The following is a 20,918-nucleotide window of genomic DNA, read 5'->3' as shown; positions in this document are numbered from 1 at the left end:
ATGCGGGCTGCCGAGATCGTGGCGTTGCTCAACGCCGAAGGCGTGTTTCCTTTCCTCGACCAGGGCCGGCTCAAGACCCGCTCGACTTCGGCGGATATCTCGCCGCGTGCGGTCACGCTGCTGCGCGAGAACCGCGACGCGCTGATCGCCTTCCTGTCCGAGGACGCCGCCGCGACCATCGTTGAGGCGATCCCCCGGCGCGCGCAGCCGCAGCAGCCGGCACCGCTGTCGTTCGCGCAGCAGCGGTTGTGGTTCCTGCACCAGCTCGATCCGGCCGCCAGTGCCGCCTACCACGTCGGCGCGGCGCTGGCCCTGCGCGGTCCCCTGGACGTGGACGCGCTGAGGCTGACGCTGGCACGCATCGTCGAACGCCACGAAGTGCTGCGGACCTGCTTCGTCGAGAACGAAGGCGAGCCGATGCAGCGGATCCTGCCGGCCCGCGCGGTGCCGCCGCTTCCGATGTTCGATCTGCGTGGAGACGATGCCCGTTCGCGGGTATGGGAGCACCTGCGGGACGAGAGCGAGGCGCCGTTCGACCTGGCCTCGGGCGGACCGTTGCGCATGCGCCTGCTGCGTACCGGCGAAGACGAACACGTGCTGGTGGTGACGATGCACCACATCGTCTCCGACGGCTGGTCGAACGCGGTGCTGGTGCGCGAGCTGGGTGAGATCTATGCCGCCACCGTCGACGGCCGGCCCGATCCGCTGCCGTTGCCGCCGATCCAGTACGCCGACTATGCGGTGTGGCAGCGCGAACGCCTGGACGATGCCCGCCTGGAGGCGGAGACCGGCTACTGGAAGGAGCACCTGGCCGGCGCCCCGGCGCTGCTGGAGCTGCCAGGCGACCGGCCGCGGCCGGCGCGCCAGAGCTATGCCGGCGAGCGCGTGCCGGTGCGCATCGACGCCGCGACCAGCGAAGCGCTGCGCGGCCTGGCCGCGCGCCATCGGGTGACGCCGTTCATGGTCCTGCTGGCGGCCTGGGCGGCCTTCCTGCACCGGCTGTCCGGCCAGGACTCGGTCGTGGTCGGTTGTCCGGTCGCCAACCGTCAGCGGCCCGAGATCGAACCCTTGATCGGCTTCTTCGCCAACACGATGCCGTTGCACGTACGCCTGGACGACGATCCGTCGGTCGCCGGGCTGCTGGCCCGGGTCCGCGAGCTGACCCTGGAAGGCTACGCCCACCAGAATGCGCCGTTCGAGCACATCGTCGATGCCCTGCGGCCGCAACGCAGCCTCAGTCATTCGCCGTTGTTCCAGGCCAGCCTCACCGTGTCCGCTGCAGGCGCCGCCGCGCCCGGCCTGCAGGGCCTGCAGGTGGAGGCACTGCAGCCGCCGCGGCACAGCGCGCAGTTCGATCTGGCGCTGGCGCTGGGCGAGGAGGCGGACGGCTTCCGCGGCGAACTGGTGTACGCCTGCGACCTGTTCGATCGCGCCACCATCGACCGCTGGCTCGGCCATTTCGACTGCCTGCTGCGGGCGATGGCCTCCGATGACGACGCCCGGGTCGGTGCGCTGGACCTGCTGGAGGCGTCCGGGCGCGAACGGATGGCCGCACTGGCCACCGGCGAGGCAATCGCCGCTGAGGTCCCGGAGACGGCGGCGACGCTGATCCAGCGCCACTGCCGCGAGCGGTCCGACGCGGTCGCGGTGATTGCGGGCGCCCGGCGCTGGAGCTGGGCGCAGCTTGGCGCCGCCGCCGATTCGGTGGCCGGAGCCCTGCGCGCGGCCGGTGTCGTCGAAGGCGATCGGATTGCCTTGCTGCTGGAACGCGATGCCTGGATGGCGGCGTCGATACTGGGCGTATGGAAGGCCGGCGCCGCCTACGTGCCGGTCGACCCGGCATCGCCGCCGGCCCGCATCGCCGCGATCCTGGCCGACGCCGCTCCGACCGCGATGCTGGCCTCGCGTGCCGGTGCGGCAGATGCGATCGAGTGCCCCGCCGGGATGACGGTGGTGGGCATCGACACGCTGGCGGTCCCCGGCGCCGACGCCACCGTCGACACCGCACCGGCGCCGGTGTCCACGACGGGCAACAGCGCCTACCTCATCTACACCTCCGGCTCGACCGGCCGGCCCAAGGGCGTCGTCGTCGGCCACGCCGCGCTGGCGCACTATCTGGAACGGGCGCGCCGCCTCTACGAGGCCGATGCGCTCGCCGCCGGCGTGGTCGCGACCACGCTCGCGTTCGATGCCACCGTCACCTCGCTGATCCTGCCCCTGGTCGCCGGTCGCGCGGTGCACCTGCTGCCCGCCGATCCGCAGGCTTCGCTGGAGGCGCTGGCCGCGTTGATGGCCGGCACCGAGCCGCTGCTGTTCAAGCTCACGCCGGTGCACCTGGACGCGCTGGCGAACCTGGCCACCGGGCCGGCGCCGGCAGGCCACTGCGTGGTCGTCGGTGGCGAAGCGCTGTCGACCGCGACCCTTGCCCGGTTCCGCGAACGGGTCGCGCCGAACGCGACCGTGGTAAACGAATACGGCCCCACCGAAGCCACGGTCGGGTGCATGGTGCATGCATTCGGGCCCGCCGATGCGCTGCCGGACGAGGATGGGATACCGATCGGACGGCCGTTTCCGGGCATGCGCATCGAGGTGCTCGATCGGCACGGCCAGCCGGTGCCGATCGGGGTCCGTGGACAGCTCCACATCGCCGGCCCGCAGCTGGCCGATGGCTATCTGGGACATGCAGCAGCCGGCGGCTTCCACGTCGACGCCAATGGCGACCGCCGCTACCGCAGCGGAGACCTCGCCGCCTGGGGCGCCGACGGCCTGCTGCGCTTCCTCGGACGCGACGACGCCCAGTTGAAGATCCGCGGCTACCGTGTCGAACCCGGCGAGATCGAGGCACGCCTGCTGGTATTGCCGGGCGTGCGCGACGCGGCGGTGGTCGCAGTCGGCGACGGCAGCGACCGTCGCCTGGTCGCCTATGCGGCTTCCGCCGACGGCACGCCGGCGTTGGACGATGCGTCGGTGCGTGCGGCGCTGGCGCTCGAACTGCCGCACTACATGCTGCCCGAGGCGGTGGTGTGGATCGAACGGATGCCGCTGACCGCCAACGGCAAGCGCGATCTCGCCGCGCTGCCGGCGTGGCGCACCGATGCCGCGACCGGACGCGACCTGGCGCCGCCGCGGACCGGCAGCGAACGGGCCCTGCACGACTCCTGGTGCGCGATCCTCGGCCATGAGCGGATCGGCATCGACGAGGACTTCTTCGCCCTCGGCGGGCACTCGCTGCTGGCCACCCGGGCGATCGCCGACATCGGCCGCCGCCTCGGACGCAGCGTGCCCTTGCGCGCCCTGTTCGAGCATCCGAGCGTGCGCGGCCTGGCCGCCCACGTCGACGCCCATGGCCAGCAGCGGATCGAACTGCTGCCGCGCGAAGCGGGCGCCGCGCCGGCGATGTCGCACGCGCAGAAGCGCCTGTGGATCCTCGATCAGGTCGAAGGCGGCAGTCGCCAGTACCACATCGCGGTCGCGCTGCGCCTGCGCGGCGATCTCGACATCGATGCCTGCCGGACCGCGCTGGACGGCATCGTCGCCCGCCACGAGGTCCTGCGCACGCGCTTCCTCGCCGGCGATGGCGACGGCCGGTGCGTGGTCGCCGAACCGTGCGGTGCGCCGCTGGAGGTGCACGACCTGCGTGGAACCGCGGCAGCGCAGCACGAGGCGGCGCTGACCGCGCAGGTGCGCGGAGAAGTCGGTCGGCCGTTCGACCTGGGCGCAGACACGCTGCTGCGCGCGGCGGTGTTCCAACTCGATGAGCGGGAGTGGGTCGCGGTGCTGACCGTGCACCATATCGCCTCCGACGGCGGCTCCAGCGCGTTGCTGGTCAACGAGTTCGTCGAGCGCTACGCCGCCGCCTGCGACCGGCGCGAGCCTGCGCTGGTCCCGTTGCCGGTGCAGTACGGCGACTATGCGCTTTGGCAGCGACGCGTGCTGGACGAGGCCAGCCTGCGGCAGGGGCTGGACTACTGGCGCGAGCGTCTGGATGGCGCGCCACCGGTGCACGGCCTGCCGCTGGACCGGACCTGGCCGGCGCAACGCGAGTTCTCCGGCGGCCGGGTCGAGCGCCGGCTGGAGCCGCAGCTGTCCGCGCGTCTTCGCGAACTCGCCCGCGCCCGTGCGGCGACGCCGTTCATGCTGCTGCATGCGGCCTTCGCCACGGTGCTGGCGCGCTGGAGCGGCGAGGACGACGTGGTGGTCGGTTCGCCGGTGTCCGGACGCAGCCACTCGGCGACCGAGCCGCTGATCGGCTGCTTCGTCAACAGCGTTGCGATCCGCACCCGCGTCGACGCGACGGAGAGCTTCGATGCCCTGCTGGATCAGGTTCGCGCGACCGTGCTGGACGCGTTCGCGCATCAGGCTATTCCCTTCGATCTAGTCGTCGAGGCGGTCAACCCGCCGCGCAGCCTCGGCCACGCCCCGGTGTTCCAGATCAGCTTCACGATGCATCAGGACACGGTCGCGGATCTCGAGCTGCCGGGCCTGAGCGTCGGCGGCCTGGAGTCCGGCACCGATGTGTCGCGCTTCGATCTGGAGCTGCACGTGCGCGACCTGGGCGATGGCTTCGACATGACCCTGCTGTATGCGGACGAGCTGTTCGATGCGGCGACCATCGAGCGCCTCGCCGATGCGCTGCAGGCGTGCCTGTCCACGGTCGCCGAACATCCGCATGCCCCGTTGCATACGCTGGCGGCGATGTCCGGGGAGGAGGCCGCGCGCCTGCGCGCGCTCGGGGCTCCGTCGATGCTGCCGCGTCCGGCGCTGTGCGCCCACGAGCTGTTCGAGCAATGCGCGCGGGCGAAACCCGACGCCGCGGCCGTGGTCTGCGACGGCGAGGCTTGGACCTATGCCGAGCTCGACCGCCGCGCGAACCGGATCGCCGCCTTCCTGCATGCGCAGGAGATCGGCCCGGGCGCGCGGGTCGGTGTGTGCATGGAGCGTTCGCACGACCTGTTCGCAGGCTTGCTTGCGGCGCTCAAGGCCGGCGCCGCCTACGTGCCGCTGGATCCGACCTATCCGGAGGATCGCATCGCCGCGATGCTGGAGGACGCCGCGCCGGAACTGGTGCTGACCCAGGAGGGCGTCCTGGAAGCGGTGCCCGCGCTGGCCGAGTACAGCGTGATTCCGGTCGACGGTGCCCTCGCCGAGGCCCTGTTCGGCACGTCGGACGACATCGGCCCGGATACCGTGCGCGCAGGTGTGCGTCCACAGGATCCGGCCTACGTGGTGTTCACCTCCGGCTCGACCGGACGTCCGAAGGGCGTCGTGGTGCCGCATCGGGGCATGATCAACCTGGCCCTGTCGCAGCGCGAGCTGTACGAGGTGGGCGAGAGCGACCGGGTGCTGGCGTTCGCCTCGGTGAGTTTCGACGGCGCGGTCTGGGAATGGCTGATGGCGCTGGCCAACGGTGCCGCCCTGCACGTCTGCGCGGAGGAGGACCGGCGTTCGCCGGCGCGGCTGGCGCGGCTGCTGGGCGACGCCGCGATCACCCATGCGGCGATACCGCCGGCGCTGCTGGCGCAGCTCGACATCGCCTCGACCCCGCCGCCGCGGGTGCTCTTCGTCGCCGGCGAGGCCTGCGACGAGCGCCTGGCCTGGGCCTGGGCCGAGCGTTGCCGGGTGGTCAATTCCTACGGCCCTTCCGAGGTCACCGTCGCCGCGACCAGCGCCGAGGTGGTCGTGGGCCGTCCGCTGACCCTGGGACGCGGCCTGCCCAACGTCGAACTGCGGGTGCTCGACGCGTACCGTGCGCCGGTTGCGGTCGGCGTCCCCGGGGAGCTGTACATCGGCGGCCCCGGCCTGGCCGATGGCTACCTGGGCAACGACGCGCTGACCGCCGCCAGCTTCATCGACGGCATCGCCGCCGACGGCGGTCGCCTGTATCGCAGCGGCGACCGGGTGCGCTGGAATGCGCAGGGCGAGCTGGAGTTCCTGGGCCGCGTCGACGGCCAGGTCAAGATCCGCGGCCATCGGGTCGAGCCGGGCGAGATCGCCGCGCTGTTGCGCGCCGATGAAGGCGTCGCCGAGGCGGTGGTCGTGGTGCGCGGCGAAGGTGCGTTGCGGCGGCTGGTCGCCTATCTGGTGCCGGCCACCGACGACGATGAAGAGGTCAACGAGGCGTTGCTGGTGCGGGCGCTGCGCGAGCGGGTCAAGCGGCACCTGCCCGACTACATGATGCCGGCGGCATTCATGGTGATCGATGCGCTGCCGCTGACCGCCAACGGCAAGGTCGATCCGCGCCGGCTGCCGGAGCCGGACTACCAGTCGCAGACCGAGCACGTGGCGCCGCGCGACGAGCGCGAGCGCGTGCTGGCGACGATCTGGCAGGACGTGCTGCGGCTGGAGCAGGTCGGCGTGCACGACAATTTCTTCGAGATCGGCGGCGATTCGATCCTGGCGATCCAGGTGGTGTCGCGCGCGAACCGCGCCGGACTGGCGGTCACGACCCGCCACCTGTTCGTCGCCCAGACCGTGGCCGAGCTGGCCGCGCTGGCGGCGACCCTGGACGCACCGGAGGCGCCGCCGCCGCAGGAGGCCGTCGAGGGCGGGCAGGTGCTGCTGCCGGTGCATCGCCTGTTGATCGGCCTGGACGAAACCGATCGCCATCACTACAACCAGGCGGTACTGCTGAGCACGCCGACGGACTTCGACCACACGACCCTCGAGGACGTGGTGGCGGCGGTCTACCGGCGTCACGATGCGCTGCGACTGCGCTTCGCCGAGCGCGACGGCGACTGGCAGGCCTGGTACGCGCCGCTCGACGAAGCGATGCTGGCGGCGACGATCGTCCGTGAGCATCTGCCCGAGACCGACGCGGCCGCGTTCGTGACCGCGCGTTGCGATCACTGGCAGCGCTGTTTCGACCTGGAGCGGGGGCCGCTGTTGCGCGTGGTCCACTTTGCCCCGGCCCGCGCGGGCGAAAGCGGGCGCCTGTTGCTGCTGGCCCAGCACTTCGTGGTCGACGGGGTGTCCTGGCGGATCCTGCTCGCCGATGTCGAGCGCGGCTACGGCCAGGCCGCGACCGGGCAGGCGATCGAGCTGGACGCCAAGACTTCCTCGTTCCAGCAGTGGGGTCAGGCCCTGCTCGAGCACGCCGAGTCGCCGCGCCAGGCGGCGCAACGGGCGTTCTGGCTGCGCCAGTGCCGGCACGAGGTCGAGCCATGGCCGAACGATTTCGACACCGACGATGTCGGACGAATGGACGACAACGCCCTGGTCACCGCCAGCCTGGACGCGGCGCGCACCCGTCGGCTGCAACAGGACTGCGCGGCCGCCTACCGGACCCAGATCAACGAACTGCTGTTGGCGGGGGTCTACCTCGGGCTTCGCGCGTGGAGCGGCAGGAGCGCGTTCCGTGTGCGCATGGAGGGACACGGTCGCGAGGACCTGTTCGACGGTCTCGACGTGACCCAGACCGTCGGCTACTTCACCGGCATCTACCCGCTGGTGATCGCCGCCGGCAGCGACGACGTGGGCGAGGTCATCAAGGCGGTCAAGGAGCAGTATCGCGAGGTCCCCGACCATGGCATCGGCTTTGGCATCGCCCATCACCTGGGCGCGGATCCGGAAATCGTCGAGGCCGCCGGGCGCCTCGGACCGCCCGATCTGGAGTTCAACTACCTCGGCCAGTTCGACCAGGTGATCAACGAAAGCACCGCGTTCCAGGCGGCGCCGGAAGGCGTCGGCGACAAGGTCAGTCCGCGTCGCCGGCGGGTACGCCGGATCGGGCTGACCGGGCGGGTGTTCGGCGGCGAGCTGACTCTGGTTCTGGACTACAGCCGTCGCCAGTACCGCGGCGAGACGGTGCAGGGGCTGGTCGACGCGATCCTCGACGGCCTGGACCGGGTCATCGCCCATTGCAGCGCACCGGGCGCCGGCACCCGCACGCCGTCGGACTTTCCGCTGGCGAAGGTCGACCAGGCGCAACTGGACGCGTGGCAGCGCCGCTACGGCACCATCGCCCAGCTGTATCCAGCCACGCCGATGCAGGCCGGTCTGCACTTCCACAGCCAGCTCGAGCGTTCCGCATATGTGGTGCAGTCGTATCCGACCCTGCACGGTCCGCTCGACGTCGAGGCGTTCCGCAGCGCCTGGAACGATACCGTCGCCCGCCACGACATCCTGCGCACCGCCTTCGCCGATGCGGGTGGAACGCTGCACCAGATCGTGCTGGACCGGGTCGAGCTGCCGTGGCGTGAGGAGGACTGGCGCGACCTGGCGCCGGCCGAGCAGGAGGCGCGCTTTGCCGCCTTCCTGGCCGCGGACCGCGACGCCGGCTTCGATTTCGCCAGCGCGCCGCTGCTGCGGCTGACCCTGTTCCGTCTCGGCGACGACCGCCATCGCGTGCTGTGGACCCAGCATCACATCACCCTCGACGGCTGGAGCGGGCCGCTGGTATATCGCGACGTGCTGGAGCGCTATGTCGCATTGAGCGAGGGCCGCCCGGACACGCTCGCGGCGCCGGCCGCCTACGGCGACTACATTGCCTGGTTGTCGCGTCAGGACGCCGACGCCGCGCGCGCCTACTGGCGCGATGCACTGTCGGGGGTGTCGCTGCCGACCCCGTTGGGCATCGATCGTCTGCCCACCGATGGAGGGCACGGTCACCGCGAGCGCCGGCTGCGCCTGTCGGCCGCGGCGACGCGTGCGCTGGAATCGATGGCGCAACGCCTGAAGGTCACCGTCAATACCCTGCTGCAATGGAGCTGGGGCTATGTGCTGCACCGCTACAGCGGGCAGGACGAGGTGGTGTTCGGCACCACTGTGTCGGGACGCCCGGCCGAGGTGCCGGGCATCGAGTCGATGGTCGGGCTGTTCATCCAGACCGTGCCGGTGGCGGTGCGCTTCGGCCGCGACGCCGACACGGCGGCAATGCTGGCGCGTCAGCACGCCGAGTTCGTCGACAGCACCCAGCACGGATTCCTGTCGCTTCCGCAGATCCAGCGCGAGGCCGGTGGCATGCCGCTGTTCGACAGCCTGCTGGTGTTCGAGAACCTGCCGACCGACGCCCGCGACCAGGCCGCGGCCCTGCCGGGCCGGCTGCGGATCGAGCGCGACTCGGCGCCGCAGTTCACCCACTACCGGCTGACCCTGATCGCGGTGCTGGAAGACACCCTGCTGCTGCGCCTGGGCTATCGCGCCGAGAACTTCGCCGAGGCCACCATCGATCGCCTGGCGGCGCATCTGGGCCGGGTGCTGGAGGATCTGCCGGCGGCGATCGCCGCCGGACGCGAGCCGGCCCTGCACGACGATGCCGAACGGGCGCTGATTGCCGGCTGGACCGGCAGCCGCGCGCCGTATCCGCACGACAGTTCGCTGGCCGACCTGTTCGAGGCGCAGGCCGCGCGCACGCCCGGCGCGGTCGCGGTCCAGGCCGACGGGATCGAGCTGGACTACGCCACCCTCAACGCGCGCGCCAATCGCGTCGCCCATGGCCTGCGCGAACGCGGCGTCGGCACCGATGCGCGGGTCGCGATCGTGGCGTCACGCGGAATCGGGATGCTGGTGGCGATGCTGGCGGTGCTCAAGGCCGGCGGTGCCTACGTGCCGATCGATCCGGCGCAGCCGGCGGCGCGCGTGCGGCATCTGCTCGACGACGCCGCGCCGGTCGTGGTGCTGGTCGGCGATGGCGCGGCGCCACTGGAGGAAGGCGTGCCGTTGGAAGAGGCGGCCTGGTCGCGTTGGCCGGACATCAATCCTCCGCGCGCACCGGCGACCGGCCGCGAACTGGCCTACGTGATGTACACCTCCGGTTCGACCGGGCGCCCCAAGGGGGTGATGATCGAACACCGCAGCGTCGCCCGCCTGGTGATCGGAAACGACTTCGCGCTGTTGTCCGCCGCCGATCGGGTCGCGCATTGCTCGAACCCCGCCTTCGACGCGTCCACCTGGGAAATCTGGGCGGCCTGGCTGCATGGCGCGCGCGTGGTGGTGTTCGACCAGGAGACCGTGCTGCACGCTCCGGCTCTGCGCGACGGGCTGTTGCGCGCCGGGGTAACCGCGATGTGGATGACGGTGGGGCTGTTCAACAGCTACCTGCCGGTGCTGGGGCCGGCGTTCGCGCAGCTGCGCCACCTGCTGGTTGGCGGAGACGCGCTCGACCCGCGCCGGATCGCCGAACTGGCGCAATCGCCGCATGCGCCGGCGCGCCTGGTCAACGGCTACGGACCGACCGAGAGCACTACCTTCGCGCTGACACATGCGATCGCCGCGCCGGTCGACGGCGAGCGCCCGATCCCGATCGGGCGGCCGCTGGCCAACACCACCGTGCATCTGCTCGATGAGCGGATGGATCCGGTGCCGATCGGTGTGGTCGGCGAACTGTGGATCGGCGGCGACGGCCTCGCCCGCGGCTATCTGAACCAGCCCGGGCTGACCGCCGAACGCTTCGTCGATACCGCCGATCATGGACGCCTTTATCGCAGCGGCGATCTGGCGCGCTGGCTGCCCGACGGTACCGTCGAGTTCGTCGGCCGCCGCGACGCCCAGGTCAAGCTGCGCGGTTTCCGGATCGAGCTGGGCGAGATCGAGGCGGCGCTGGCGGCGCTTCCGGGTGTGCGCGAGACGGTGGCGCTTGCCCGCGAGGACGAGCGCGGCGACCGCCAACTGGTCGCCTACGCGGTGGCCGTGGAGGATTTCGATCCGCTGCAGGCACGCCGCGCACTGGCCGCGGCATTGCCGGACTACCTGGTGCCGGCGGCGATCGTGGCGCTGCCGCGACTGCCGCTGACCGCCAACGGCAAGGTCGATCGTTCGGCCCTGCCGGCCCCCGATTGGAGCCTGGACGAAGGCGATACCCCGCCGCAGACGGCGACCGAAGCGCGTGTGCACCGGATCTGGTGCGAGGTGCTGGAACGCGAATCGGTCGGAACCCGGCGCACCTTCTTCGAGGTCGGCGGCCATTCGCTGCTGGCGACCCGGGTGGTGGTCGCGCTGCAGGCGGAGTTCGACTGCGAACTGCGCATCGCCGACCTGTTCGCACGCTCGACCATCGTCGAGCTGGCGGCCTGGATCGATGCCCTGACCGTGGCCGGCGCGCAGGTCGCGAACGGTGCGATGGAAGAGAACGACGCAATGGAGATGACCGAATGGTGAGCATGGATCTGGCCGCGTTGCTGCGCGAACTCGGCCAACGGCAGGTAACGCTTTCGGTCGAGAACGGGCGCCTGTGCAGCAATGCACCGCGCGGTGCGATCACGCCGGAGCTGGCCGACGCCATCCGTTCGCACAAGGAGGCCCTGGTCGCGGTGCTCGAGCGCGGTCGCGGCGCCATCGCTCCGGCCTCGATCCAGCCGGCGCCGGAGGCGTCGTGGTATCCGCTGTCGTTCGCCCAGCGCCGCCTGTGGTTCGTCGACACCCTTGGAGGGGGCAGTCCGCAGTACAACCTGCCCGGCGCGCTGCGCCTGCGCGGTCGGCTCGACGAAGCCGCGTTGCAGCGTGCGCTGGAAGCATTGCTGGAGCGGCATGCGGTGCTGCGCACCGTCTATGCCGAACACGACGGCGAGCCGGTGCAACAGGTGCTGCCGGCGAGCTCGCTGACGATCGACCGCCACGACCTGGGTGGGCTCGACGAGGCCGCGCGCTCGATCGCGCTGGACGCGCTGCTGCGGGCGCAGGCCGGCGCTGTCTTCGATCTGTCGCGGGACGTGCTGCTGCGGGTCGCGCTGGCGCGCATGGGCGAGGACGACCATGTGCTGGTCTTCGCCACCCACCACATCGCTGGCGACGGCTGGTCGATGGGCCTGCTGGTGCAGGACATGGCGGCGTTGTACGCCGCCTTTGTCGACGGCCGCGACAACCCCCTGCCGGCACCGGCGCTTGCCTATGCCGACTACGCCTGCTGGCAGCAGCAGCGCCTGGCCGACGGCAGCCTCGACGCCGCGTTGAAGTTCTGGTGCGACGGGTTGCGCGATGCGCCGGCATTGTTGGAGCTGCCGGGCGATCGGCCGCGGCCGGCGCGCGCCAGTCACCGCGGCGCCAGCGTGCCGTTGCGGCTGGCGCCGGAGCAGGCGCGGGCCCTGCGCGAATGGGCATCGTCCCATGGCGCGACCCTGTTCATGGCCCTGATGGCCGGCTGGTCGACGCTGCTGTCGCGGCTGGGCGGCCAGGACGAGGTGGTGGTCGGCACGCCGGTCGCCAACCGTCAGCGCCGCGAGACCGAGGCCCTGGTCGGCTTCTTCGTCAATACGCTCGCGTTGCGGGTGAACCCGGCCGCCGCCGACAGCGTGGCCGGGTTGATCGCCCAGGTGCGCGATGCGACCCTGCGCGGCTACGACCACCAGGACGTACCGTTCGAGCACGTGGTCGAAGAGCTGCGGCCGGTCCGCGATCTCGGCCACCACCCGGTGTTCCAGACCATGCTGTCGCTGGACAACACCCCCGGCGGCGCCGGTTTCGCGCTGCCCGGTCTCGACGTGCAGGCGCTGCCGATGCCGCATCAGAGCGCGCACTGCGACCTGACCGCGACCTTCGTCGAGAACGCGGATGGCAGCCTCGGCGGCGTGATCGAATACGCGACCGACCTGTTCGACGCATCGACGGTCCAGCGCTGGGCCGGCTACCTGCAACGGTTGCTGCGGGCCCTGCCCGGTGCCGATGCGCAGCCGCTCGCCGCGCTGCCGATGCTGCCCGACAGCGAGCGCGAGCAGCTCGAACACGGCTTCAACGCCACCGCCCGCCCGTACCCGGCCGATTCCACCATCGCCCGCGAGTTCGCCGCCTGCGCCGCCCGCCGCGGCGACGCGATCGCGCTGTGCGACGCCGATACCGCTCTCAGCTACGCCGAGCTCGACGCCCGCGCCAACCGCATCGCCCACGGCCTGCGCGCGCACGGCGTCGACCGTGAGCACCGCGTCGCCCTGATCGCGACCCGCAGTCTCGACCTGGTCGTCGCCACGCTTGGCGTGCTCAAGGCCGGCGCCGCCTACGTGCCGCTGGACCCCGAACAACCGGCCGGACGCCTGGCCGAACTGGTCGCCGACAGCGGCGCCCGGGTGGTGCTGTCCGACCGCGACCTCGACGGCGCGGTGTTCGACGCTGTGCTGCCGCTGGCGCCGTCGGCCTGGGGCGCCTACCCGGACACCGACCCCGCGGTCGACGGCGATGCCGGCGACCTGGCCTACGTGATGTACACCTCCGGCTCGACCGGGACCCCGAAGGGGGTGATGGTCGAACAGCGCTCGGTGCTGCGGCTGGCGGTGAACGGCGGTTTCGCACCGCTGGGCGAGCACGACGTGGTCGCGCACTGCGCCAACCCGGCCTTCGACGCCTCGACCTGGGAGCTGTGGGCACCGCTGCTGAATGGCGCGCGGGTGGCGGTGATCGATCCGCCGACGGTACTGGACCCGGCGGCGCTGTCGGCGGCGCTGGAGAAAGCCGGTGTCACCGCGATGTGGCTGACGGTGGGGCTGTTCAACGCCTATGTGGATGCGCTGGAAGCGGCGTTCGGGCGTCTGGACCAGTTGCTGATCGGTGGCGACGCGCTGGACGTGCGCACGGTGGGACGGCTGCTGTCGCGGCCGCGGCGCCCGCGCCGGTTGATCAACGGCTATGGCCCGACCGAGACGACGACGTTCGCGGCGACCCACGAGATCGACCTGACCGATGTGGCGGGGCGCTCGATCCCGATCGGGCGGCCGATCGGCAATACGACGATCCGGATCGTCGACGGGCAGGGCCGCGCGGTGCCGGTGGGGGTGGTGGGCGAGCTGTACATCGGCGGCGCGGGGGTGGCGCGCGGGTATCTGAACCAGGCGGGGCTGAGCGCGGAGAAGTTCGTGGCCGACCCGCTGGGCGGTCCGGGTCGCTACTACCGGACGGGGGACCTGGGCCGCTGGCGGGCGGACGGGACGATCGAGTTCGCCGGTCGCAACGACGGCCAGGTGAAGCTGCGCGGTTTCCGCATCGAGCTGGGCGAGATCGAGGCGGCGCTGCAGCGGCTGCCGGGCGTCCGCGAGGCGGCGGTGACGGTGCGCGAAGGGGAGGGCGGCCGTCGTCTGGTGGGGTATCTGGTGGGGGCCGAGGGCGGTGTGTCGCAGTGGCGGCAGGCGCTGTCGTCGCAGCTGCCGGAGTACATGCTGCCGTCGGCGCTGGTGTCGCTGGAGGCGTTGCCGCTGACGGCGAACGGCAAGCTGGACCGGCGCGCGTTGCCGGAGCCGGACGCGTCGTCGCTGGCGGTGCGCGGCTACGAGGCGCCGCGTGACGAGACCGAGCGTGCGCTGGCGTCGATCTGGGGCGCGATCCTGCGGGTGGAGCGGGTCGGCATCCACGACAATTTCTTCGAGCTGGGCGGGCATTCGCTGCTGGCGGCGCGGCTGGCCGCGCGGGTCGCGGCCGAGCTGCAGCGGCAGGTGCCGGTCAGCGCGGTGTTCGAACACCCAACCCCGGCGCGGCTGGCCGCGTTCCTGGCGACCGCGGCGCGAGCGTCGACGGCCATGCCGGTTCCCGTCGATCCGGCGCAGCCACCGCAACTGTCGCTGGCCCAGCAACGGCTGTGGTTCCTCGACCGTCTCGATCGCGCCGCGTCCGCGGCCTATCACATGCCCTCGGCATTGCGCCTGCAGGGGAGGTTGGACCTTCCGGCGCTGCGCGCCGCGCTGGACCGCATCGTCGCGCGGCACGCGGTGTTGCGCATGCGCTTCGCCGAGACCGACGGTCGGGCGACCCCGTGGATCGCCGCCGCCGACGAGGGCCTGCCGCTGCGCGAGGACGACCTGGGCACGCTGGACCCGGATGCGCGCGGGCAGGCCCTGGCCGCGATCGCGCGCGAAGAGGCGCTGGCCCCGTTCGACCTGGCTGACGGACGTCCGATCCGCGCGCGCCTGGCGCGACTGGGTGAGCAGGAACATGCCCTGTTCCTGACCCTGCATCACATCGTTTCGGACGGCTGGTCCAACGGCATCCTGACCCAGGAGCTGGGGGCGCTGTACCGCGCCTTCGCCGAGGGCGCGGCCGACCCGTTGCCGCCGCTGCCGCTGCAGTACACCGACTATGCGGCCTGGCAACGCGGCCGGGTCGACGACGTTGCGCTGGAGGCGCAACTGGCGTTCTGGCGCGAGCATCTGGACGGTGCGCCGGAACGGCTGGAACTGCCCGCCGACCGCGAGCGCCCCCTGCAGCCTTCGCACGCCGGTGCGATGCTGCCGTTCGAGCTGGGCGCGGACGCGAGTGCGCGGCTGCGCGATTGGGCGCGCGGTCATGGCGTGTCGACCTACATGGCCCTGATGACAGCATGGGCGATCGTGCTGTCGCGCCTGAGCGGGCAGGACGACGTGGTGATCGGCAGCCCGGTCGCCAACCGGCCGACGCCGGAACTGGAGACGCTGATCGGCTTCTTCGTCAACACCCTGCCGCTGCGGGTGAAGGTCGACGCAGACGTTCCGGTGCGGACATTGCTGGAACAGGTCAGGACCGGCACGCTTGCCGCACTGGCCAACCAGGATGTGCCGTTCGAGCAGATCGTCGATGCGGTCAAGCCCTCGCGGCAGTTGGCCTACAGCCCGCTGTTCCAGGTCGCGCTTGCATTCGACAACACCCCCGAGGGGACGGCACACGAATTGCCGGACCTGAGCCTGTCGGGCCTCGAACAGGCCCACGCCAGCACGCGCTTCGATCTGACCCTGTCGCTGTCCGACGATGCGCGTGGCATCCGTGGTGTGATCGAATACGCGACCGACCTGTTCGACGCATCGACGGTCCAGCGCTGGGCCGGCTACCTGCAACGGTTGCTGCAGGCCCTGCCCGGTGCCGATGCGCAGCCGGTCGCCGCGCTGCCGATGCTGCCCGACAGCGAGCGCGAGCAGCTCGAACACGGCTTCAACGCCACCGCCCGCCCGTACCCGGCCGATTCCACCATCGCCCGCGAGTTCGCCGCCTGCGCCGCCCGCCGCGGCGACGCGATCGCGCTGTGCGACGCCGATACCGCTCTCAGCTACGCCGAGCTCGACGCCCGCGCCAACCGCATCGCCCACGGCCTGCGCGCGCACGGCGTCGACCGTGAGCACCGCGTCGCCCTGATCGCGACCCGCAGTCTCGACCTGGTCGTCGCCACGCTTGGCGTGCTCAAGGCCGGCGCCGCCTACGTGCCGCTGGACCCCGAACAACCGGCCGGACGCCTGGCCGAACTGGTCGCCGACAGCGGCGCCCGGGTGGTGCTGTCCGACCGCGACCTCGACGGCGCGGTGTTCGACGCTGTGCTGCCGCTGGCGCCGTCGGCCTGGGGCGCCTACCCGGACACCGACCCCGCGGTCGACGGCGATGCCGGCGACCTGGCCTACGTGATGTACACCTCCGGCTCGACCGGGACCCCGAAGGGGGTGATGGTCGAACAGCGCTCGGTGCTGCGGCTGGCGGTGAACGGCGGTTTCGCACCGCTGGGCGAGCACGACGTGGTCGCGCACTGCGCCAACCCGGCCTTCGACGCCTCGACCTGGGAGCTGTGGGCACCGCTGCTGAATGGCGCGCGGGTGGCGGTGATCGATCCGCCGACGGTCCTGGACCCGGCGGCGCTGTCGGCGGCGCTGGAGAAAGCCGGTGTCACCGCGATGTGGCTGACGGTGGGGCTGTTCAACGCCTATGTGGATGCGCTGGAAGCGGCGTTCGGGCGTCTGGACCAGTTGCTGATCGGTGGCGACGCGCTGGACGTGCGCACGGTGGGACGGCTGCTGTCGCGGCCGTGGCGCCCGCGCCGGTTGATCAACGGCTACGGCCCGACCGAGACGACGACGTTCGCGGCGACCCACGAGATCGACCTGGCCGACGTGGCGGGGCGCTCGATCCCGATCGGGCGGCCGATCGGCAATACGACGATCCGGATCGTCGACGGGCAGGGCCGTGCGGTGCCGGTGGGGGTGGTGGGCGAGCTGTACATCGGCGGCGCGGGGGTGGCGCGCGGGTATCTGAACCAGGCGGGGCTGAGCGCGGAGAAGTTCGTGGCCGACCCGCTGGGCGGTCCGGGTCGCTACTACCGGACGGGGGACCTGGGCCGCTGGCGGGCGGACGGGACGATCGAGTTCGCCGGTCGCAACGACGGCCAGGTGAAGCTGCGCGGTTTCCGCATCGAGCTGGGCGAGATCGAGGCGGCGCTGCAGCGGCTGCCGGGCGTCCGCGAGGCGGTGGTGACGGTGCGCGAAGGGGAGGGCGGCCGTCGTCTGGTGGGGTATCTGGTGGGGGCCGAGGGCGGTGTGTCGGAGTGGCGGCAGGCGCTGTCGTCGCAGCTGCCGGAGTACATGCTGCCGTCGGCGCTGGTGTCGCTGGAGGCGTTGCCGCTGACGGCGAACGGCAAGCTGGACCGGCGCGCGTTGCCGGAGCCGGACGCGTCGTCGCTGGCGGTGCGCGGCTACGAGGCGCCGCGTGACGAGACCGAGCGTGCGCTGGCGTCGATCTGGGGTGCGATCCTGCGGGTGGAGCGGGTCGGCATCCACGACAACTTCTTCGAGCTGGGCGGCGATTCGATCCTGTCGATCCAGGTCGCGGCCCGGGCCAGCCAGGCTGGCCTGGCGCTGTCCACCCGCGATCTGTTCCAGGCCCAGACCATCGCCGCGCTGGCGGCACGCGTGCGCGATGGCGTGGCCCAGGTGGCGCCGCAGGGCGACAGCGAGGGCGAGCAGCGCCTGCTGCCGATCCAACGCGGGTTCTTCGACGACCCCGTCGACCGCCATCACTTCAACCAATCGGTATGGCTGACCACGCCGGCCGATTTCGACCCGGCCGCGCTGGCGCCGATCATGCAGGCCCTATACCGCCGTCACGATGCGCTGCGACTGCGCTTCGAGGTCGTCGACGGCTCGCCTCGCGCGCACTATGCGCCGCTGGATGCGGCGACACTGGATGCGGCGGTCGTGCTCGAGCCGGGGCTGGACGATCTGACCGCACGCTGCGAGCGCTGGCAACGTGGCTTCGATCTGGCACGCGGTCCGCTGCTGCGCGCCGTGCACTTCGTGCCGCCGGCCGGAGAGGAAGGGCGCCTGTTGCTGGTCGCGCATCACCTGGTCGTGGACGGTGTGTCCTGGCGGATCCTGCTGGAAGACATCGAGCGCGGCCATGCGAGCTTCCGCGCCGGCGAGCCGATCGTGCTGCCGCCGAAGACGCTGTCGTTCCAACAGTGGGCCGAACGGCTGGCCCGGTGGACCGACAGCGACGCCGCCGCTGCCGAACTGATGTACTGGCGCGAGCAGGCACGCGAAGCGGGCGCGGATGCGCAGATGCCGGCAGCGGCGCCCGATCACGGCCGTCATGGTGATGCGAGCAGCATCAGCCGTGCGCTGGACGAGGACAGCACCCGCGACCTGTTGCAGCGCTGCAACGCCGCCTACCGCACCCGTATCAACGAGCTGTTGCTGGCTGCGGTCTACCTGGGCGTGCGCGCGTGGAGCGGCCGCGATCGTGTGGCCTTGAGGATGGAGGGCCACGGGCGCACCGCGCCCGACGGCGTGTCCGACCCGACCCAGACCGTCGGCTGGTTCACCTGTGTCTATCCGCTGACTCTGCATGCCGCCGGCAGCGGGCCGGCCGAGGTGATCAAGGCGGTCAAGGAGCGTTGCCGCGCCGTGCCGGGCGACGGTATCGGTTTCGGTGTGCTGCGCGATCTGCTGGGCGACCCGCTGCTGCAGGCGATGGCCGAGCCCGAGTTCGAGTTCAACTACCTGGGACAGGTCGACCAGGCGCTGCGGGGGCAGGCAGGCCTGCGCGCCGCCGAGGGTGCCGCGGGGGCGCAGATCGCACCGGCGCGGCGGCGCTCGGCGCGGTTGTCGCTGAGCGGCCTGGTCGCCGGCGACCGCCTGCGCCTGTCGTTGGGCCACGACCCGGCGCGCGACGATGCCGACAGCGCCGCGCGCCTGCTCGACTGCATCGTCGACGGTCTGCGTACGGTGATCTCGCATTGCCTGAGCAGCGACCGTGGCGGGTTCACCCCCTCGGACTTCCCGCTGCTGACGCTGGACCAGGCCGCGGTCGACGCGCTGCATGCGCGGCACCCGCGCCTGTGTCATGCCTACCCGGCGACGCCGATGCAGACCGGTCTGCATTACCACGCGGCGCTGGACCGCTCCGCCTATGTCGTGCAGATCCATCCGCTGCTGTCCGGTTCGCTGGACGTGGCCGCGTTCCGCGCCGCCTGGCAGGCGACCGTGGAGCGGCACGCGATTCTGCGCACCGGCTTCGACAATGCGGGCGGGCCGCTCGTGCAGGTCGTCTGCGATGGCGTCGAACTGCCGTGGCACGAGTACGACTGGCGCGATCTCGACGAGGCCGGCTGGCGCGCGCGATTCGATGCCTTCCGCGAGGCCGACCGCCAGGCCGGCTTCGATCTGGAGGCGCCACCCTTGATGCGGGTAGCGCTGTTCCGGGTCGGCGAAGAGCGTTGGCAGCTGTTGTGGACGCAGCACCATCTGCTGCTCGACGGCTGGAGCCTGCCGATGGTCTATCGCGACGTCATGCACGCCTATGCGGTGCTGCGCGGCGTCGCTTCCGATCCGTTGCCGGCGCCGGCGTCCTACGAGGACTACGTCGCCTGGCTGGAGCGCCAGGCCCCGGCGCGGGCGCGCGACTACTGGCGCCAACGCCTGGCCGGGATCGAGGCGCCGACACCGTTGGCAATCGATCGCGGAGGCAGCGGCGAGAGCGGGCACCGCGAACTCATCGTCGAGCTGGATGAGGACGCCAGCCAGGCCCTGCGCGAGCTCGCGCAACGTCGCCGGACCACGGTCAACACCCTGCTGCAGTGGAGCTGGGCCTGGTTGCTGCATCGCTATAGCGGCGAGCGCGAGGTGGTGTTCGGCGCCACCGTCTCCGGTCGTGACATCGAGGTCCCGGCGATCGGCGAGATGGTCGGTCTGTTCATCAATACCCTGCCGGTGCGGGTCGGCTTCGACGGCCGCCCGATCGGCGAGTCGCTGGCTGAACTGCACGAACAGTTCCAGCAGTCCAACGGCCATGGCTACCTGTCGCTGGCGCAGATCCAGCGCGAGTCGGAGATCGAGGCGGGGGCGCCGTTGTTCGACAGCATCATGGCGTTCGACAACTATCCGCTCGACGCGATGGCCGATCCCGCGCTGACACCGCAGACCGCGGGCCTGCGGATGGAGAGCGGCGGCCATTCCGAGCGCACCAGCTACAAGCTCAGCCTCAGCGCGGGCCTGGAGCGGCTGCTGACGCTGAGGCTGGGCTACCGCGCCGAGCAGATCGCGCCAACCGCGGCCGGACGTCTGCTCGCGCACCTGTGCACGGTGCTGCGACGGTTGCCGGACGCGCTCGATACGGACGCGGTCGACCTGCTGGAGGCGGACGAGCGCGATGGCCTGCTCGCCCTGGGCGTCGCGGCGGCCCCAGCGCCGGCGTTCCGCGCCGTGCACGAGCGCGTGCTCGAATGGGCCCGCCGCCAGCCCGATGCGGTCGCGATCCGCGTCGACGGACACGAGACCGGCTACGCCGGGCTGGCCGCGCGCGCGACCGCGATCGCTGCCGAGATCGCCGGTCGCGGCATCGGTGAGGAGGACATCGTCGCGATCTGCGCGGGCCGCGGGGCCGACACGATCGCCGCGATGCTCGGTGTCCTGATGGCCGGCGCCGCCTACCTGCCGGTCGACCCGGCCTATCCGGCCGAGCGGATCGCCTTCATGCTCGATGATGCCGGCGCGCGTCTGGTACTGGCCGATGCGGTGGGGCGCGAGGCCCTGGCCGGCCAACACGAAGCGGTCGCGCTGGAGCGCATCGCCGCAAGCTCCGACCCGGCGCCGATGCCCGCGGCCCGCCCGGAGCGCCTGGCCTATGTCGTCTACACCTCGGGTTCGACCGGGCGGCCCAAGGGCGTGATGCTGGAACATCGCGGCCTGTCCAACCTCGCCGACGCGCAGCGGGAGCTGTATGCGGCCGACCGCGACAGTCGCGTGCTGGGCTTCGCCTCGATCGGTTTCGATGCCGCG

2 protein-coding genes (1 of these 2 cut by a window edge) are annotated in these 20,918 nt (G+C 71.7%); both read left to right on the top strand.

From position 1 onward, the window contains the following. Positions 1–11,094 carry a non-ribosomal peptide synthetase gene (locus C9I47_RS15385; RefSeq protein WP_190238529.1) on the top strand — a complete coding sequence of 3,698 codons (11,094 nt, stop codon included), beginning with the start codon at positions 1–3 and terminating at the stop codon, positions 11,092–11,094. After that, on the top strand, positions 11,088–20,918 hold the 5' portion of the coding sequence (locus tag C9I47_RS15380; protein ID WP_111267540.1) for a non-ribosomal peptide synthetase. Its footprint extends 5,718 nt past the window's final position; 9,831 of the gene's 15,549 nt are visible here — the first part of the coding sequence; the start codon lies at positions 11,088–11,090; the stop codon falls past the right edge of the window. Before C9I47_RS15385 ends, C9I47_RS15380 begins: the two co-directional genes overlap by 7 nt.

Source organism: Marilutibacter maris (assembly GCF_003233695.1).
GTDB lineage: Bacteria > Pseudomonadota > Gammaproteobacteria > Xanthomonadales > Xanthomonadaceae > Marilutibacter > Marilutibacter maris.
The sequence above is the reverse complement of the archived record's forward strand: the minus strand, read 5'-3'. Positions and strand labels throughout refer to the sequence as shown.